The organism is Oscillospiraceae bacterium (genome assembly GCA_015068525.1).
In the GTDB taxonomy this organism is placed as follows: domain Bacteria; phylum Bacillota; class Clostridia; order UMGS1840; family HGM11507; genus SIG450.
Genome location: SVKJ01000007.1, coordinates 55,367 through 74,126, shown reverse-complemented (window position 1 = coordinate 74,126; position 18,760 = coordinate 55,367). Strand labels below are relative to the sequence as shown.

The 18,760-nt window shown below is 35.0% G+C and carries 14 protein-coding genes; all 14 read left to right on the top strand.

Going from position 1 to position 18,760, the window contains the following annotated elements; all coding sequences use genetic code 11:
* Positions 1–71 precede the first annotated feature (71 nt).
* The 14 genes from E7419_03825 to truB all read left to right on the top strand — a co-directional run bounded on the left by E7419_03825 (position 72) and on the right by truB (position 18,750).
* Positions 72–617, top strand: coding sequence for a TetR/AcrR family transcriptional regulator (locus E7419_03825; protein ID MBE7014322.1), 546 nt, complete (start codon positions 72–74; stop codon positions 615–617).
* Positions 618–989: 372 nt separating this feature from the next.
* Positions 990–8,450, top strand: coding sequence for a hypothetical protein (locus tag E7419_03820; GenBank protein ID MBE7014321.1), 7,461 nt, complete (start codon positions 990–992; stop codon positions 8,448–8,450).
* Between the two features lie 231 nt (positions 8,451–8,681).
* Positions 8,682–8,906, top strand: a complete 225-nt coding sequence (locus tag E7419_03815; protein ID MBE7014320.1) for a hypothetical protein — start codon at positions 8,682–8,684, stop codon at positions 8,904–8,906.
* Complete coding sequence (locus E7419_03810) at positions 8,906–9,604, top strand: hypothetical protein (GenBank protein MBE7014319.1); 699 nt, start codon at positions 8,906–8,908, stop codon at positions 9,602–9,604. Before E7419_03815 ends, E7419_03810 begins: the two co-directional genes overlap by 1 nt.
* 229 nt (positions 9,605–9,833) lie before the next feature.
* Positions 9,834–10,910 (top strand): citrate transporter, encoded by a 1,077-nt coding sequence (locus tag E7419_03805; GenBank protein ID MBE7014318.1) that lies wholly within the window; start codon positions 9,834–9,836, stop codon positions 10,908–10,910.
* 414 nt (positions 10,911–11,324) lie between these two features.
* Complete coding sequence (locus E7419_03800; protein ID MBE7014317.1) at positions 11,325–11,909, top strand: hypothetical protein; 585 nt, start codon at positions 11,325–11,327, stop codon at positions 11,907–11,909.
* Between the two features lie 109 nt (positions 11,910–12,018).
* Positions 12,019–12,483 carry a ribosome maturation factor RimP gene (locus E7419_03795; GenBank protein MBE7014316.1) on the top strand — a complete coding sequence of 155 codons (465 nt, stop codon included), beginning with the start codon at positions 12,019–12,021 and terminating at the stop codon, positions 12,481–12,483.
* Positions 12,484–12,524: 41 nt separating this feature from the next.
* A complete protein-coding gene (nusA, locus tag E7419_03790; protein MBE7014315.1) occupies positions 12,525–13,562 on the top strand; it encodes a transcription termination/antitermination protein NusA in 1,038 nt (345 codons plus the stop codon).
* A gap of 26 nt (positions 13,563–13,588) precedes the next feature.
* Positions 13,589–13,855, top strand: coding sequence for a YlxR family protein (locus E7419_03785; GenBank protein ID MBE7014314.1), 267 nt, complete (start codon positions 13,589–13,591; stop codon positions 13,853–13,855).
* Positions 13,845–14,138, top strand: a complete 294-nt coding sequence (locus E7419_03780; protein MBE7014313.1) for a 50S ribosomal protein L7ae — start codon at positions 13,845–13,847, stop codon at positions 14,136–14,138. Before E7419_03785 ends, E7419_03780 begins: the two co-directional genes overlap by 11 nt.
* Before the next feature lie 21 nt (positions 14,139–14,159).
* Complete coding sequence (gene infB / locus E7419_03775) at positions 14,160–16,523, top strand: translation initiation factor IF-2 (GenBank protein ID MBE7014312.1); 2,364 nt, start codon at positions 14,160–14,162, stop codon at positions 16,521–16,523.
* 7 nt (positions 16,524–16,530) lie between these two features.
* Positions 16,531–16,884: a 30S ribosome-binding factor RbfA gene (rbfA, locus tag E7419_03770; protein ID MBE7014311.1), complete on the top strand. Its 354-nt coding sequence runs from the start codon at positions 16,531–16,533 to the stop codon at positions 16,882–16,884.
* The gene (locus tag E7419_03765) at positions 16,884–17,825 is read left to right on the top strand and encodes a bifunctional oligoribonuclease/PAP phosphatase NrnA (protein MBE7014310.1); all 942 of its coding nucleotides are present in this window, start codon (positions 16,884–16,886) and stop codon (positions 17,823–17,825) included. Before rbfA ends, E7419_03765 begins: the two co-directional genes overlap by 1 nt.
* A 10-nt stretch (positions 17,826–17,835) precedes the next feature.
* A complete protein-coding gene (truB, locus tag E7419_03760) occupies positions 17,836–18,750 on the top strand; it encodes a tRNA pseudouridine(55) synthase TruB (protein MBE7014309.1) in 915 nt (304 codons plus the stop codon).
* The last annotated feature ends 10 nt before the right edge of the window (positions 18,751–18,760 follow it).

Below are 18,760 nucleotides of genomic sequence, written 5' to 3'. Positions count from 1 at the left end.
ACATAATGTAAATTATGTCGTACTTGTGTTTTTAAAGGGAATAGAACGAGTGATTTAAAGTAAGGAGAAATATGAAAAAAACAACTGAACAATTTATAAAAGAGATTTTTGAGTTCGTTTGTCAAAACGGACTTGAGAACACATCAATACGTGATATATGTAAGGATACAGAGATGTCAACCGGCAGCCTATATTATAGATTTAAATCCAAAGAGGGAGTAATTATAAGTGTTGGAACATATGGTTTAAATAAAGTTGCAGACGATTTGTTCTCATATGCGCTCTCAACGATAGGCGAACTTAAGGTGTTTTTTGACTCATTCTTAGGGATTGTCAAGACTCGTCAACCGGAACTTCGCGCAGTTTACCAGATTGCAACAAGTCCTGTTTACGGGCAAAATATGAGAAAAATGGCAGAAACTTTGAACATCCGTTACGAAAAGTACATAGAAAGACTTTCCAACGTCCTTCGTATATCAATAGAAGAACTTACACCAATTGTATTTATGATTATATCCGTAATGCTTGACTATGTTGTCTGGGATGATTATAAGGTTGCGCAGATGCAGATGAACACGCTTTATAATATATTAAGCAGTATGCAGAAAAGATTTTAGTGCAAAATTGTAGGGAACGACCTGAGTGTCGTTCCGCTAATGAATAATGAATGATGAATAATGAATAATTTCGGTAAAAATTCCTTGCAGAATTTTTGGAATTAATGGGAAATCTTCGATTTCAAAATTGTAAAACTGACGCAGTCAATAAAACTGTCCGAAGGACAATAAAACTGCGTAAGCAATAAAACTTGCCGCAAGGCAAATAAAACTGCCCGTCAGGGCAATACCACTCGTCGCAAGACGAATAAAACTTGCCGCAAGGCAAATAAACCTGCCCGTCAGGGCAATAAAACATGCAGGTTTCCTGCCCGACAGAGAAAACGGAATTTTCTCAGGATAAAAAGAAATCAAAAAGAAAGGAAAGAAAAAATGAAACTAAAAAGAATTTTATCATTACTCATTGTAATGGCAATGGTCTTAAGTTCAATGGGAACAGTTGCATTTGCTGATGTGACAGGTAATGTCGCAAAAGTCGGCAATACCGAATATGCAACTATTGATGAAGCAATTGCAAATTGGACAAATAATACTACTTTGACCTTGCTTGCAGATGTTACTCTTTCAGATGTGGTAACTCTTAAATCTACTGAGCATCACATTCTTAACTTGGGTACATATACTATGACAGCAGCTTCAGGTAAGAATGCGTTTGTAATTCAAGCCTGTGGTACAGGTAGTGCTGAAAGTAGTGCTATTACAATTAATGCAGATGCTACCAACCCCGGCGGTATTAACGCAGGTAGTAAATGCGTTGTTTACTATAAGTATGCAGACGGAGGTATTTCTACCGAAGACCGTCCGATAATTAAAATTAACGGAGGTATTTTTACCGGTTCAACATCAAGTTGGGGAACTGCAGGTATATATACCATAGGTACTGCAGCAAGAAAATGCGCTACTCTTAATATAAGCGGTGGTACTTTTAACTGCTCTATCAATGGTAGTGGAAAATCCAAACTGATTGTTTCAGGCGGTACTTTTAACTATAGTGTTGGTTCACAGGGCGATTCAACCTGTTCGAGACTTATTTCAGGTGGTACATTTAAATCATTTGGTTTTATGACTGCTGACTCTAACAACACTAAATTCTGGATTGGTACATCTATGGGCAACAGCAATGTTGGTACTTACATTGACGACAATGGTTATTTAGTTGTTGGTGGCCCTGTTGTTACTGAAGCGGGCGAAACATTTGAGGCTTCTTCCGCAAATTACGAGGGGTTCAGTAGTTATCTTCAATACAGTTCTGCTAAAGACAACGGTTTGTATTACACCAGTGTTGAAGAAGCCCTTGCTGATAACAATAAAGCAACTGGTTCAGTTACAGTTTATGTTGACGAACTTGATATGACCAATATATCCTACAAAGGCACAATCGTTGTTCCTGAAGGAAAAGACATCACAATCACAGTTAAAGAAGGTACAACACCTGCTTTTACAGTTGATGCCGGTGAAGGTGCTGTTGTAAAATATGAAGATGCAGATGGTAATGAACTTGTAGAAGGAGCAAACGGAAGTTTTGAAGTTAAACCGGCTACAGTGGAAGGGGTAAGTGTTGATAGCGTAAAAGTTAATGCTTACATCAATGAAGGAGTTGAAAACTCTTACAATATCACACTGGTTAATTCTGATGACTGGAAGGAAGGTTCCACAGCTACAATAACTCTACCTGCAGTTGATGGTGCCGTAAATGGCGATAATGCTTATGTTGTTCACGAACACAATGGTGTTAACTACATTTATGTAGGTAAAGTTGCAGATGGAAAAATCACATTTACAAATAATGTTGGTTTCTCAACATTTACAGTATATGCAGGCGGACTTAGTGAAGCATTGACCACTGCACAAGAAGGTGACACAATTATCCTTCTTGAAGATATTACAGGTGATATAAGTGTTAATAAATCAATTATATTTGATGGTAATAATAAAAATGTTACAGGTAAACTCAATGTTACTGCTGACGGTGCTATTGTTAAAAATCTTAATATTAATAACGGAAGCAGTAACGGAGGCTATATAAGTGCAAAAGATGTACAGATTGAGAACTGTAATGTTACAGGTGGAAACGGATTCCGTAATTGTTATACAAGCGGAACAGTAACCTTTAGAGATTCTACAATTACAGGTTCTACATACGGTATCCACTTTGACGGCAGTGCCGGTGGAAGTATCGTTATTGATAACTGTAATATAACAGGCTGGACATCTTTTGCCAGCACGATAGAACATGTTACAATGACAAATACCACATTTAACGAAGGTAACTACAACTATATCAGATTCTATCAGGATGCCACAATCGAAGGATGTACATTTAATGAAAAAATGGGTGTCGATGTTGCAAACAGTGTTGATGCAACAGTTAAAGTAACTAACTCAACTGTTACAAACGGCACAGTAGAAGATTTGTTTGACAGTGAGGATGTTGACAGATGTGAAGTTTATGTTGACGACACACTTCTTGTAAATCCAGTTGCTAAAATTGGTGATACAGAGTATAAAACTTTAGAAGAAGCATTTACAAATGCACAAGATGGCGAAACAATCACACTTCTTTCAGATGCAACTCCAACTCTTATAAGCCAGAGAGCAATAACAAAGGCAGCTGTAATTGATTTAGGAGACAACACTCTTACTCTTACAGAAGATGACCTTTACTTTGGAACAACAACATTTAAAAACGGTACAATTGTTGTTGATAAAAGTGTAAAACCAAGCACAGCAGTTTTCTGGATGTTTGCTAATCAGACTCTTACATTTGATAATGTAAAACTAATAGCAACAGGCGTTACAGGAACATATTTAATCGGTCTTGATGGAAATAATTCAGACCTTAACCTTATTAACGGGTCAGAAATAGTTGTTGAAAACGAAACAGCACTTGACCTTGATATAATTTGCGTAAACGCTTCAACAGGAAATGATATTTTAGTTGAAAATTCTAAAGTTACTGTTAAAAATCTTGATGGTAGAGTATTCTTCCGTGGTAATTACACAGTAAGCGGTAATTCCGAAGTTAACTTAGATGGTATTACAAAAGCAGGTTTCAGAATTGAAGCAGGTCAGACTCTTACAATTTCTGATACCGCAAATGTTACTATAACAGGCGAACCTCGTGATGGTGGTATCCATCTTACCGATGTAACAGCAGTATATACTAAAGCGGATACAGCAACTGTAACTGCTACAGTAAATAAACCTGTAGTTTATGTTGCAGAAGTTAATGGCGTAAAATATGCCGACCTTCAGGAAGCAATAAAAGCGGCTGCTCCTTCAGGAACAGTTGAACTTCTTTGTGATGTAACTGTTGATAAATGGATAATGTTCTCTGAAACACTTTCTATAAGCAACGGTAACATTATTACTCTTTCAATGGACGGGCTTACAATTAACGGTAACGGATATTCTCTTACTGTTAACTCTATAGAGTCAGCAGGAAATGGCGGTCGTTTATTCTATGATGCAACAAATCTTAATATTAAAGATTTAACAATAAATTATGCCGATGGCGTTGCCGGAGGTATTGGTTTAACATCAGGTACTATTGAAAATGTAACATTCAATGGCGGTACTTATGCGGTACTTCCAAAAGACGGCGAAATTACCATAACAGGTTGTACATTTGCTACAAACGGAACTGCTATCTATTTCGAAGAAGAAAGAGATAGTCTTACAGTAACAAATAACACATTTAATCAGCCTGATAATGTAAATGTTATCTTACTAAGAGGTGACGTTGTATTTACAGGAAATACCGTTAATTCAGGAAGAACAGTTAACGTTGTAAGTGGTTCTCCTGTAGTTGAAGATAATAACTTTAATGAAGTAAGATTTAAAGTATATAATGAAGCAACTGCTGCAATCGAAGGTAATACAATCAATGTACTTACATTTAACGATGACAGTGCAGTACAGTCAACATTCGTTGAAAATACTTTAAGTGAAGATGCACAGGCAGTATTGGCTGGTGCTACTTTCCCATTTGATGGTGCTAACATCAATAATCTTGAAGATTTAAAAGCATTCCGTGACAGTGTTAATAACGGTGAAACCTACGCAGGTAAAACTGTTACACTTAACGTGGATATTGACCTTGCAGGAGAAGATTGGACACCAATCGGTTATATGGGAAAAACATTTAAAGGTACATTTGACGGTAATAATCATACAGTTAAAAACCTTTCTATAAATAAAGAATTTGCTAACGCATCTGAAAATAATGGTATAGGGTTTTTTGGCAGATGTGATGCCCCTGCGATTATTAAAAATCTTACAATAGAAAACGCCGATATTCAAGGTTCACTTTATGTTGGTGCAGTTGTAGGTTATGGATACACAGGTAAGAGTATAGAAAACTGTACTGTAAAAGGAAAAATCTATATTGATGCGTGGTGGTATGCCGGAGTAATTGGCGGTAATGGTTATATGAATATAATTGATAACTGCCACGTTATCGGCGCAGAAGGCTCGGATTCATATATCAAAGGTAATGACGGAAGTTATATCGGTGGTATCTGGGGATTCAGAGGCGAAGGCAATAACAAAATAACAAATTGTACTGTAACAAATATATCAATTACAGGTGTTGACCGTGTAGGTGGTATTTCAGGTATAGGTCATTACGGAAACTCAGTTGAAAACTGTGAGGTTGACAATGTTTCTATACAGGCTACAGATCCTGAAGCTACAACTGTCGGCTTGATTGTCGGAGCGTGTCAGGGAAATGCAAATAGTCCTACAATATTTACTGGAAACACAGTTTCCGACACAACCGCAAAAGTTGGCGACAAGGAAGTAAATGATTTATTCGGTACTAATATAAATGGCACAACTGCTGTAACTAACTATGCTGCGTCAGTTAACGGTGTACCTTATGAAAAACTTGAAGAAGCATTTAAGGCTGCTACCGAAGGATGCACAATTGAAATACTTTCTGATGTTACAATCGATTATAAATGGGACTGCAGAGATTATGCAACAAACGGTTCTCATTCGCAGTTCAAAGAGTCTGTAACAATTAACGGTAACAATCATACAATCAAGTTTACAGATACAGTAAGCGACAATAACTGGAACACAATCTTCAGATTTGAAGAAAATGCAAAAGTGAAAGACCTTATAATCGACATCAGCGAGGCTACTGGTACTCAGAGGGTCATCACAGCGAAAAAGAGCCTTGATGTTGATAATCTTACAATCATAGGCAGTGCAAAATATGGTATAATCTTTGGCGAAGGTGCAAGTGCTGAGGATTTAGCCGCTGCAGAAATCTCTGTTTCAAATTCTGACCTTTACGGAACAAGAAGAGCAATTTCTGATAACGAAGGTGGTAAGGACGTTAAATCTGTAACAATTACAGATAATACACTTAACGCAAACGTTTGCGTAAGTGCATCTGACACAGTAACATTTACAGGCAATACTATGACAGCCGGATATGTAGATATCAGATCTTACACAGAAAACAACACTCTTAATGTTACTGCAACAGGAAATACACTTACTGCAAATACAGATACTATATACAATGAAATCAACGCAGGCGGTACTGTTAACGCACAGGACGATTTCGTTCTTCCTGCAGCACCAGTTGCAAAAATCGGGGATAACGAATATACATCACTTGCTGATGCAGCAGTTGCGGCAGTAAGCGGCGATACTATCACAATGATTGCTGATGCAGCTGAAGATGTTACACTTCCTGCAGGCATTATCTTTGACGGTAATGACAAACAGGTTGGTGCAATTACCGCAGCCGGAGAAATTACTTTCAAAGGCTATACCAAGGCTACTAACTTTGGTGTTCAGTACACTAATACAACTATCAATATTGGCGAAGGTGCTTGTTTAGAACTTACAGGCACAGGAAGAATGGTTATCGGTCATGGTTGCACATTTAATATCACAGGCTCAATTACCGATGCTAAAACAGCTGATACAGCAAATATTACACCTTCACTGATTGCCGCTGGTGCATCACTTACAGGTGCAGGTGTAAACTTTAATGTAACAAATGCTTATGTTAAGTTTACAGCATACTGTTCATCAAAGAACTCAAATGCAAGCGGTACATATAACATCAATGTAACTAACAGTATTTGGGAACAGACAGGTTCTTTAGTATTCTCAGAACCTACAAACAGCAAGGATCCAACTTTTAACTTTAATGTTAAGGACAGTGTTTTAAACAGCACAAGCCATCTTGTTTTTGCTGTAACAAAAGGCGAAATTGTTTTTGACAATTCTATTGTTAACAAAGATACAGCAAGACAACTTGAAAACCGCAGTACTTTAACCATTAAAAATGGTTCTTATGTTAACGCATCTGTTGCAACAAGTCAAAATGCTAAAAATCCGGGAACTACAATTGTTGATAATGCTACATATAATACTACCGGAGAATTAACCGGCTCTGATGTTGGAACAGGTACACTTATACTTAAAAATAATGCAAACTTTACTACAGGTACAATTTCTAAAACTAATGTAACTGTTGATACAACAAGTTTACTTACTGCAAAAGGAGTAAATTCTGAAAATACTACTGTTACAGTTGATGCAACTTCTATGGAACCAGGTGAAGTTAAGGTTGTAGACTTAAGTGGAACAGCATCTATAGAAAACATTGTTACACTAAACGGTGACAGAGTATCAGCAACTTTCTCTGATGACGGTGACGTTACAGTTACAAAAGAAGCAGCACCCGCAACTCCTGTTGCAAAAGTTGGCGATACTGAATATACATCACTTCAGGCAGCAATAAACAACGCAAATGGCGCAACTGTAACACTTATTGCAAATACTGCAGAGACTATTTCGATTGATGATGATGCAACAGTTGTTATCGACCTTGGCGGCAACATACTGACCGGTTATATTGCTCCTTGCGATCCTGTTTCTTTAACAGTTAAGAACGGTTCTATCGTTAACACCAACGGCGATTACAGCGCAATTGAAATCAATAGCGGCAAGCTTGCACTTGAAAATACAAACATTGAATCAGCACGTCATGGAGTAAGAATTGATGGTGCGGTTGAGGCAATTATAAACGGTGGAGAATATAAACTCAATGCCACAAGCGGTACTCGTCATGCTGTAAATGTTTCCGGCTATGCAACTCTGACAATAAAAGATGGTACATTTATTGGTCCGAAGGGAACTACCATGGATAGTGGTTCTGCAGTTTGCGTTCAGAGCGGTGCTACTGTTATCATTGAAGACGGTAACTTCTCCGGTGGTAAGAACGCTACACTTGGCGTAAGCGGTACAATGACTATTTACGGTGGTACATTTGACCAGAACCCTTCAGAATATCTTGCAGACGGTTATATTGCTCGTGGTGCAAACGGAGAAATTACTACAGACGAATATATCGTTTGCGTAGAAGATTTCGATATTAAAGTTCTTATGTTATGGGATTTCGATAAAGTTCAGGCACCTGATGCTGACGGTACAATGGTTGATTGTTACCCTGTAGCATTATTCGGAATAATAAACACATTAAATTATAAAGAAGTTGGATTTATTCTTGAATTTGAAGATCCTGATACAAAAGAAATCAAAACACACAATTTTGTAACAAACGATGCATATACTTCGCTTCTTGTTAATGAAGATGTTAAGAATCAGATAGGAGCATCAAGCACCACAGTTACACCGGATATGTATGACGGAACTTATTTCTATGGGGATATGATGAATATGAAAGCAAAATATGCTGATAGTCCTTTAAGATTCCGCCCATACGCTAAACTTCTTGACGGAACTTATGTATATGGCAAAGCACGTTATAATATTGATGAAATAACAGATAAAGATGACAAATAAGGAGGGGATAAAAGTGAGAGAATATAAAACACCAGAAGTAAAAGTTTTAAATGTAGAATTAACAGATATTATATGTACCTCAGGTGGTATAAATAATAACGGAAGCCTTGATTTAGGCGAAGCCGGCACAGGAGCAATCGGTTAATAGTATAACCTCATAAAATCAGAGGGTGTTTGAAAAGTAGCCCTTTTCAGACACCCTCGATTTTAAAATCAAAAAAGGATGAAACAATGGAAAATATAATGATATTTGGAATTATTGCGTTTTTCTTAATGCTTTGTCTTTTTGCTTTTATTCCTTATCTTATGGGAATATCAGAGGATATAAGATATTACAAAATGGAAATTAAAAGAAGCACAAATGAAAAACAAAGAAAATTCTGGCAAACAAAATTAAGAAGATTTATTTTAAAGCAAATTCCCATAGTAAATTTATTTATTAAGGGGAATAAATAATGTTTATAATTCGTATTGCGGAACTTAATATACTTATAAAAAATAAATACGACTATATCTTTTATATGTGTCAAGATTACATAACTTATAATGAAAGTTACGATTTTTGCGTTGAGGCAGACGATAAAGAAATTTTAGCTGAGCAGACGGGAAATTTCTCTTTACCCTATCTTGAAAGTCTTGCAGTTTACCGAAAAATCGCAGAAAAACTACCTTCTTATAACGGAATTTTAATGCATGGAGCGTTAATAGATGTATCGGGAGAGGGAAGTATATTTCTTGCTAAAAGCGGAGTTGGGAAAACTACTCATATAAAGTTGTGGAAGGATTACTTAAATGATAAATTAAAAATTATAAACGGCGATAAGCCGATTATAAGATATATCGGTTCACACTTTTACGGATACGGTACTCCGTGGGCGGGAAAGGAAAATTATAACCTTAACACAAAAACTATTATAAAAAATATTTGTTTTATAAAAAGAAACGAGAAAAATTCATGTTATGAAGTATCAAAAGATACTGTTTTGGAACAATTTCTCGGGCAGATTTACTTAAGCAAAAACAAAATAAACTTTTTAAAAAATATCGATTTTGCAAACAAATTTATTAAAAGCACAAGAGTTTTTAATATTGAATGTAATATCGATATTGAAGCGGCAAAGGTTGCGTATAATTACATAACAAAAATAAATTAAGTTGACAATGAAGGTATGCCCATATTGTCACTTTTTTTAATTAAAACATAAATATATGATGTCATCACCATAAAAGGGACAGACCCTTTTATGGTGATTTTTCCACCAAAATGAGGTCTGTCCCTTTTATGGTGGAAAAGCAATTTATGATTTTTGTTGTTTTCTTTTGGGTTTTGTGATAGAATGTATTTAACTTGAGTTAAATTAAAGGGGATTTTTTAAGATAGTTATGGTTGTAATGATAATTGCTGCAGTTCTTGCAGTTATAACGGTATTTTTTGTACCTATTGATAAAAGTTACATAGGATATTTTGATTTTAAAACGCTTGCCTGTTTATTTTCAGTTCTTGCAGTTGTGTGTGCGTTAAGGGGAATAAAGTTTTTTTATATCTTGGCAAGAAAGACTATAAGAACATTTAAGAATTTAAAAATCTGTATTCTTGCACTTTGCTATATTACTTTTATAGGCTCAATGCTTATTGCAAATGATATGGCGCTTTTAACATTTTTACCGCTGGGGTTTTACGTATTAAAAGCAACAAATAATGAAAAATATATGGCATTTACTTTTATAATGCAAAATATTTCTGCTAATTTAGGAGGGATGTTAACCCCTTTTGGAAATCCGCAGAATTTATACCTTTATTCAAAATTCAACATACCGACAGGTGAATTTATGGGGATTATGGCGCTCCCTTTTGCAGTGTCGATTTTTCTTATAACTTTATGCTGTATTATTTTTGTTAAGAATAAACCTTTGGAACTTAAAGGAAAAGATGTCCCTTTAGATAAAAAACGAGCAGGAATATATCTTTTATTGTTTTTATTATCAATTATAATGGTATTTCGGGTAATACCTTATTATATCGGATTTTTTATAATTCTTATCTCTCTTTTAATTTTAGATAAAGAGGCGATTAAAAAAGTTGATTATCCCCTGCTTTTAACATTTTTCTTTTTCTTTATATTTTCGGGGAATTTAGCAAGGATAGATGTAATAAAAGAATTTTTTTCATCGCTTCTTATGAAGAATACGTTATTATATACTATTTTATCCTGCCAGTTTATAAGTAATGTTCCGTCATCAATTTTACTTTCGCAGTTTACCACAAATTATAAAGAACTGCTTTTGGGAGTCAATATAGGAGGAGCAGGAACTTTAATTGCATCTTTGGCAAGTCTTATTACATTAAGGGAATATACTGCCCACAATCCAAAGGGAACATTAAAATATATTGGTTTATTTTCGGTTATAAATTTTTCGTTTGTTATAATTTTGTATATTATAACAAGCAGCGTTTTATAGAAATGAAAGCAAGTGTGTTTTAAATTCGAAATGCGAAGTGCGAAATGCGAAATGAAGGAAATGCAATTATGCCATACGGCAATTGCATCAACGAACATGCGAGGTCAAATAAACCTAGAATTGTAGGGGAGGGAACCGAGTAGTGACCGCATCCTTAATGGATGATAAAGGGAACACGCAGGGCTGTGCTGTAACACAATGAAAACGAGGGTGGCTTGTTCACTCGATGTTTGAATTGATGTTACGAACGGACTTCCGAGCCCTCCCGAAACATAGCAATCATAATAATCCGGATGAGTTTAATTAGAAATGAAAAGAACAATTGCAAAACACCGAATGGTATGTTTTGCGTACCATCATTCCTAATTCCTTATTCCTGATTCCTAATTTATATACTTGGAAAGGAAGAAAACTATGTCTGAAACATTTAGAGAAAAATGGGAAAATTACTGGTATCACTATAAATGGCACACGTGGCTTGGAATATTTTTAGTATTTTTAGTTGTATTTACAGTAGTGGATATGAAATCGAAAAATACAAGTGATTTTAGTATTACATATATTGGCGATTATATGAATTATGAAGGGCTTGGATTAAAGATATCAGAAACTTTTCCCGATATTGTTAAAGATGAAAATAATGACGGCAAAATAAAAGCAACTGTTAAAAATATTTATACCAATCCTAAAGTACCTTATGACCGTGACCTTGATTTCTGGAACAGAATTGATGTTGATATAGTAAACGGAGAAAGTTATATATATCTTATAGACGATTATATTCTTGAAGCCTTTTTACAAAGAGGTGTAAATGGTGTTATTAAAACCAAAGACGGATATTCTTCTTATATAGACATTTCAAATCATGAATTTTTCAAAGAATATCTTCCTAAAGACAGAAAGGTTTATCTTCTTATAAGGAAACAATTTGAAAATCCTGAAAAAAAGGTAAAAGATACAGAAGATAAAAGTATGCTTATTTTGGAAAAAATTTTCTAAAAACACTTGAAATAATATTTTTCATATGATATAATGAGTATGATTTAAACATAATGACTATGAAAGAGTGGGTTGTAACCCACTCTTTCAAGTTTAATAGGAGGAAAATATGGCACTTAAAATAACAGAAGAAGTTGAGAAAATTCTTTCTTCCTATCTTTCGGAAAAAGGGCTTCGTATTTACGATGTTGTTTTTGTAAAAGAAGGGCAGGATAAAGTTTTAAGAGTTTTTATTGACAGAAAAGACGGTCTTGTTTCGATTGACGAATGTGAAGAGATAAGCCGTTTTTTATCCGATGAACTTGACAGACTTGATTTAATTAAAGAAGCATATATTCTGGAGGTGTCTTCTCCCGGAATAGAAAGGCAATTAAAATATGACTGGCATTTTTTAGAAAACGAGGGTAAAAAAGTTCAGATTAAAGTTTTTAAGAAGGTAAACGATTTAAAACTGTTAGTCGGTACTTTGGTCAAAGGGTCTGAAAAAGGCGATGTTATAATTTTGGTTGATGAAAAAGAAATAAATATTGAAAGAGCAAATATTATTGATGTAAGAATATACTTTGAGTTTTAGAATTTATAATACATGAATAAATGAAAGGAATGAATAAAAAAATGAACAAGGAATTTTTAAATGCTTTAGAGGCGGTAGCGACAGAAAAGGGTATTGATAAAGAACTTTTAATCGATGCCATTGAAACCGCGCTTTTATCTGCGTACAAAAGGGAGTTCCAAAGCGCAGGCGAAGTGAGAGGTATTGTTAACAGAAAAAATGGGGAAATGGGAGTTTACGCAGTTAAAACTGTTGTTGATAAAGTTGAGAACCCTGAATGTGAAATTTCTTATGAGGAAGCATCAAAAATCAACAAGCATTACCAGACAGGTGATGAAATAGAAATTAATGTTATGCCTAAAACTTTCGGAAGAATTGCAGCGCAAACTGCAAAGCAGGTTATAGTTCAAAGAATAAGAGAAGCAGAAAGAGCGATTGCCTGCAGCGAGTTTTCTGAAAAGAAAGGTGAAATTCTTTTAGGTCTTGTTCAGAGAATAGAACAGGGTCCTCATAAAAACATTATGATAGAAATAGGAACTCAGGAAGCAATTTTAGCACAGGGCGAACAGGTTGCATCTGAAAATATCCGTCCGGGCGAAAAAATTTATCTTTATGTTATGGATGTTAAAGATGATGCAAGAGGGCTACAGATAGTTTTATCAAGAAGCCATCCGGGACTTATTAAAAGGCTTTTTGAAAAAGAAGTTCCTGAGATTAAAGATGGTACTGTTGAAATTAAAGGCATATCAAGAGAAGCAGGTTCAAGAACTAAAATCGCAGTATTTTCAAACAACAAAGATGTTGACCCTGTAGGTTCTTGCGTTGGACCAAAAGGAATGAGAGTTTCAAATATCTTAAATGAAATAAGAGGCGAAAAAATAGATATTATTGTTTACTCTGAAGACCCTAAAGAATATGTAACAGCAGCGCTTTCTCCAGCAAAAGTTTTAGAAGTTAATGTTTTAGAAGAAGAAAAATCATGTCAGGTAACAGTTCCTGAAAGTCAGCTTTCTCTTGCTATTGGTAAGGAAGGGCAGAATGTAAGACTTGCTGCTAAACTTACAGGCTGGAAAATTGATATAAAAAGCGTAAAAGATTAAAAAAACAGAAAAGAGGATGAAACTTTATGAAAACCCAACCTCAGAGAAGATGCATAGGATGTAAGAACTCTTTTGATAAAAGAGATTTAATAAGAATAGTGAAAAGCCCTGAGGGGACAATATCAATAGATATTACAGGGAAAAAGAACGGACGCGGAGCATATATTTGTAAAAATGAAGAATGTCTTAGTATGGCATTTAAGAAAAAGCAACTTGATTATGCTTTTAAAGATAAAGTTTCACAAAAAACTTATGAAATATTAAGGGAAGAGTTTTTAGAAAATGTTAAGTGACAAAAGAATAAGACTTATAGGTCTTGCAAACCGTGCCGGGAAGGTCAGAGCCGGAACTTTTATAACAGAAAAGTTAATAAGGGAGAAAAATGCTCCTTTAGTCATATTTGCTAAAGACGGTTCGGAGAAACAAAAAGAAAAGTTAGTTGACCTTGCGATTAAAAATAGTGTCGAGTATCTTTTCATAGGAACGAAAGACGAACTTGGAGAAATTTTAGGAAAAGGTGAAACAATTTCTCTGGTCGTTACGGATTTAAATTTTATAAATGGAATTAAGAATTAAAACGGAGGTGCTTTTTATAGTATGGAAACTATTAAAGTTAATGAATTAGCAGTACATCTTGGAATAGAAAGTAAAGAACTTGTTAATATCTTAAAGGAAATGGGATTTAACGGTAAGAACACAAAAAGTAAAATGGAAGAAAGTGAATTAAATATATTCTTTCAGGAAATTACTAAGAAACACGCAGTTGAATCAATTGAAGATATAATGAAAGAAGAAACAATAAAGAAAGAAGAGCCGAAAAAAAGCGAAGAGCCAAAAGTTAAAAAGGTTAAGAAGGAAGAACCTAAGAAAGAAGATGCTAAGAAGGAAAAGGCTGAAACTCCTGCTCCTAAAAAAGAGGTTAAACCTGCTCCTAAAAAGAAGGAGGCAGAAACTTTTGAATATAACGAAGAAGAACTTAAAAAAGTTATTGAAAAGCCGATTGAAAAGAAAGTGCGTTATGTGGATACAAGAACATCAAATGTTGAAATAAGTAACATTGATGATGAAAAAATCCAGAGCATCTTAAAGACTGACGATATATACGGCACTCATGACAAAAAGCAGAAACTTAAAAAGGGCGGTCAGCAACAGAGCAAGAAGTTTGAAAAGTTTGACAACAGGGCTAAAAAGCAGACTGTTATCAAGCCTGAAATTCTTCATATAAAAATTCCTGATGAAATAACAGTGGGTGAGTTTGCGCAAAGAATAAAGAAAACTGCATCTGATGTTATTAAAAAACTTATGGGGCTTGGAGTTATGGCAAGTGTAAACCAGGTTATTGATTTTGATACTGCAGCCCTTATCTGCGAAGAATTCGGCGTTAAATACGAAAAAGAAATTATAGTATCACTTGAAGAACAGGTTATTTCAGACATTGAGGATAAGCCTGAAGATTTAGTGCCACGTTCACCTGTCGTTGTTGTTATGGGGCATGTTGACCATGGTAAAACATCACTTCTTGATGCTATAAGAAATTCAGATGTTACATCTACCGAAGCGGGTGGTATTACTCAGCATATCGGTGCGTACAGAGTTAAAATTAACGGAAGTGAAATAACTTTCTTAGATACACCGGGTCACGAAGCATTCACTGCTATGCGTGCAAGAGGTGCTATGGCTACTGATATTGCAATACTTGTTGTTGCTGCTGATGACGGTATTATGCCTCAGACTGTTGAAGCAATAAACCACGCCAAAGCGGCAAATGTAAGCATAGTTGTTGCTATAAACAAAATTGATAAAGAGGGAGCAAATCCTGATAAAATCAAACAGCAACTTATGGAATACGATCTTGTTCCTGAAGAATGGGGCGGAGATGTTATCTGTGTTCCTGTTTCTGCTAAACAAAGACTTAATATTGACGAACTTTTGGAAAATGTTTTACTTGTTGCTGAGGTTAAAGAACTAAAAGCAAATCCGAACAGAGTTGCCGAAGGTATTGTTATTGAAGCAAAACTTGATAAGGGAAGAGGTCCTGTTGCTACTGTTTTAGTTCAGAAAGGTACTTTAAGAACAGGCGATCACTTAATAGCAGGCACAGTGTTTGGTAAAGTAAGACTTATGATTAACGATAAAGGTCAGAAGATAAAAGAAGCCGGTCCTTCATGCCCTGTTGAAATTGTAGGGCTTAACGAAGTTCCTGTAGGCGGAGACACATTTAATGTTGTAACCGATGAAAAGAAAGCAAAACAACTTGTTGAACTAAGAAAATTTGATAAAAAAGAAGAAATATTTAGTGCAAGACAAAAAGTAACATTAGATAATCTTTTTGACCATATAAACGATGGTCAGATTAAAGACTTTAATATTATCGTAAAAGCCGATGTTCAGGGTTCTGTTGAAGCGGTAAGGCAGTCACTTACAAAACTTTCAAACGAAGAGGTAAGGCTAAACGTTATCCATGGCGGTGTAGGTGGTATCAACGAATCTGACGTTATGCTTGCCAATGCGTCAAATGCTATTATCATAGGCTTTAATGTAAGACCTGACCAGGGTGCTACAACATCTGCAGAAAGAGAAGATGTTGAAATAAGACTTTATAAAGTTATCTATCAGGCAATTGAAGAAATGGAAGCGGCTATGAAAGGTATGCTTGCGCCAAAATATGTTGAAAAGATTATCGGTCATGCCGAAATCAGAGAAACATTTAAAATTTCAGGCGTTGGTACAATTGCAGGCTGTTATGTTCGTGACGGTAAGATTAAGAGAAACTGCGGTGTAAGAGTTGTACGTGACAATATTGTTATCTTTGAAGGCGCTCTTAACTCGCTTAAACGATTTAAAGATGATGCGAAAGAAGTTTCTGAAGGTTACGAATGCGGTCTTGGTATTGAAAGATATAACGATTTAAAAGTTGAAGATATTATCGAATGTTTTGTTGAAGAAGAAGTAGAAAGGTAATAAAAATATGGCATCAGTAAGAGAAGAAAAAATAAGTACTGAACTTAAAAGAGAACTTTCCGTACTTTTAAGGGACATTAAAGACCCTCGAATTCCTCTTATGACTTCAGTTATGAAAACAGAAGTTACAAAAGACTTGAAATTTGCAAAAATCTATGTAAGTGTTATGGGAAATTCCAAGGAAAAGAAAAATGCCCTTAAAGGTTTAAAAAGTGCGTCATCTTTTCTGCGAAGAGAAATTTCAAGGCGTCTTAATTTAAGAATAACACCTGAACTTAACTTTGTTATTGATGACTCAATTGAATACGGAAACCATATTTTAGAAGTTATTGAAAAAATTTCAAAAGAGGAGAAAAAGTAATGTTTAATGAGGTTTTAAAAAAGATTTCTGATAAACGAAAAATACTTATTCTTACTCATATAAATCCTGACGGTGATGCTTTAGGTTCAGCATCGGCTTTTAAACTGATATTGGAGAAAGCAGGAAAAGAAGCAGTTGTTCTTCTTAGTTCCCCTCTTCCTGAAAGCCTTAAAATTTTCGGAGATTATTTTTCTTTCGGGGACACTGATTTTTCCTATGACTTAGCAGTTTCGGTTGATACAGGCGATATTGACAGGCTGGGCGACCTTAAAAAGTATTTTAAGGGAGAAACTTTAAATATTGACCATCATAAGTCAAATACTAATTTTGCCGATGTGAATTTTGTTGATCCGTCTGCTTCTGCAACAGGTGAAATAATTGCAAGGCTTTCTAAGGCAATGAATATTGTGCCTGACGCAGAGATTGCAAGTGCCCTTTATGGTGCAATTTTAACTGATACAGGCGGATTTATGTTCTCAAATACTACTGAGGAAACTCACAAAATTGCAGGAAAACTTATATCTTTGGGGGCTTCATTTTATAACTTAAATAAAAAACTTATGCTTGAAAAAGATTATAAAAGGCAGTATCTGACTGCAAAGTGTATAGAGAATATGGAATTTTTTGAAAACTCAAAGATTTCAGTTATTACCATTACAAACGAATACGCTAAGCGTAACAATATAAAAGAAGAGGACTTAAACGGTCTTGCACAACTTCCAAGAACGGTGTCGGGCGTTGAGGTCGGAGTCTTGATTTCTGAGGTAAACAAAGGAACTGTTAAGGTTTCTTTAAGGTCAGATGAAATTGTAGATGTATCAGAAATTGCAGAAAAATTCGGCGGAGGCGGGCATATAAGAGCCAGCGGAATACGAATTGCAGACGGCGATATTGAAAAGGTAAAGAAAAATATATTAAAAGAAATATCTGATAAATTATAAGAGGTGCCAGATGATAGAGAGTGGAATTATTGTCGTAAACAAGGCAAAAGATATGACTTCTCATGATTGTGTTAATATAATAAGGCGCGCCCTTAAAATAAAAAGAGTGGGGCATACAGGTACTTTAGACCCTATGGCAACAGGAATTTTGCCTGTTTGTATAGGCAAGGCTACCAAAATTGCTGACTTTATCTCTTTAGGGGATAAAGAGTATGAAGCCGAGTTTAAATTAGGGTTAAAGACCGACACTTTAGACATAACGGGAACAGTAGTTAAGACAAGTGATGTTTCCCCGAAAAAAGAGGAAGTAATTGAAACTATCAACTCATTTTTAGGGAAAATTATGCAGGTTCCCCCTATGTACTCTGCAAAGAAAATAAAAGGTAAAAAATTATACGAACTTGCAAGAGATGGTATTGAAATTAACCGTGACCCTGTAGAAGTCGAAATAAAGGAAATTGAAATTTTAAAAATTGATTTAGATGAAAATATAATATCAATTAGAGTATTATGTTCAAAAGGTACATACATAAGAAGTCTTATTGACGATATAGGCGAAAAATTAGGAACTTATGCCACGATGACTGCGCTTAACAGGACAAAAAGCGGAATGTTCACAGCAGAGCATCCTAAAGTTATCGATATAATGGATATAAAAAAGGGAAATGTTAATGTAATAGCTAACTTAATCGGGGCAGACAAAGTGTTTATGGAATTTCCTCAGATTATTTTATCCTATAATTTAGAAATAAGATTTAAAAACGGTATTTTTATTACACTTAATGATTTAGGTTTTAAAAAAGAAGATGTGGAAGAAGATTCTATATACAGAGTTTACAGTACGGCAGGAGAATTTATGGCACTTGGAACTATGGTTTTAAATAACGGAAATCTTGTTCTAAAAGTGTTAAAGAGCTTTTATTAAAGTTGATTTA

Bases quoted from the DNA above. Each gene is read 5' to 3' on its own strand.
- E7419_03825 (MBE7014322.1), top strand. From the start codon at position 72: ATGAAAAAAACAACTGAACAATTTATAAAAGAGATTTTTGAGTTCGTT.
- E7419_03820 (MBE7014321.1), top strand. From the start codon at position 990: ATGAAACTAAAAAGAATTTTATCATTACTCATTGTAATGGCAATGGTC.
- E7419_03815 (MBE7014320.1), top strand. From the start codon at position 8,682: ATGGAAAATATAATGATATTTGGAATTATTGCGTTTTTCTTAATGCTT.
- E7419_03810 (MBE7014319.1), top strand. From the start codon at position 8,906: ATGTTTATAATTCGTATTGCGGAACTTAATATACTTATAAAAAATAAA.
- E7419_03805 (MBE7014318.1), top strand. From the start codon at position 9,834: ATGGTTGTAATGATAATTGCTGCAGTTCTTGCAGTTATAACGGTATTT.
- E7419_03800 (MBE7014317.1), top strand. From the start codon at position 11,325: ATGTCTGAAACATTTAGAGAAAAATGGGAAAATTACTGGTATCACTAT.
- E7419_03795 (MBE7014316.1), top strand. From the start codon at position 12,019: ATGGCACTTAAAATAACAGAAGAAGTTGAGAAAATTCTTTCTTCCTAT.
- nusA (MBE7014315.1), top strand. From the start codon at position 12,525: ATGAACAAGGAATTTTTAAATGCTTTAGAGGCGGTAGCGACAGAAAAG.
- E7419_03785 (MBE7014314.1), top strand. From the start codon at position 13,589: ATGAAAACCCAACCTCAGAGAAGATGCATAGGATGTAAGAACTCTTTT.
- E7419_03780 (MBE7014313.1), top strand. From the start codon at position 13,845: ATGTTAAGTGACAAAAGAATAAGACTTATAGGTCTTGCAAACCGTGCC.
- infB (MBE7014312.1), top strand. From the start codon at position 14,160: ATGGAAACTATTAAAGTTAATGAATTAGCAGTACATCTTGGAATAGAA.
- rbfA (MBE7014311.1), top strand. From the start codon at position 16,531: ATGGCATCAGTAAGAGAAGAAAAAATAAGTACTGAACTTAAAAGAGAA.
- E7419_03765 (MBE7014310.1), top strand. From the start codon at position 16,884: ATGTTTAATGAGGTTTTAAAAAAGATTTCTGATAAACGAAAAATACTT.
- truB (MBE7014309.1), top strand. From the start codon at position 17,836: ATGATAGAGAGTGGAATTATTGTCGTAAACAAGGCAAAAGATATGACT.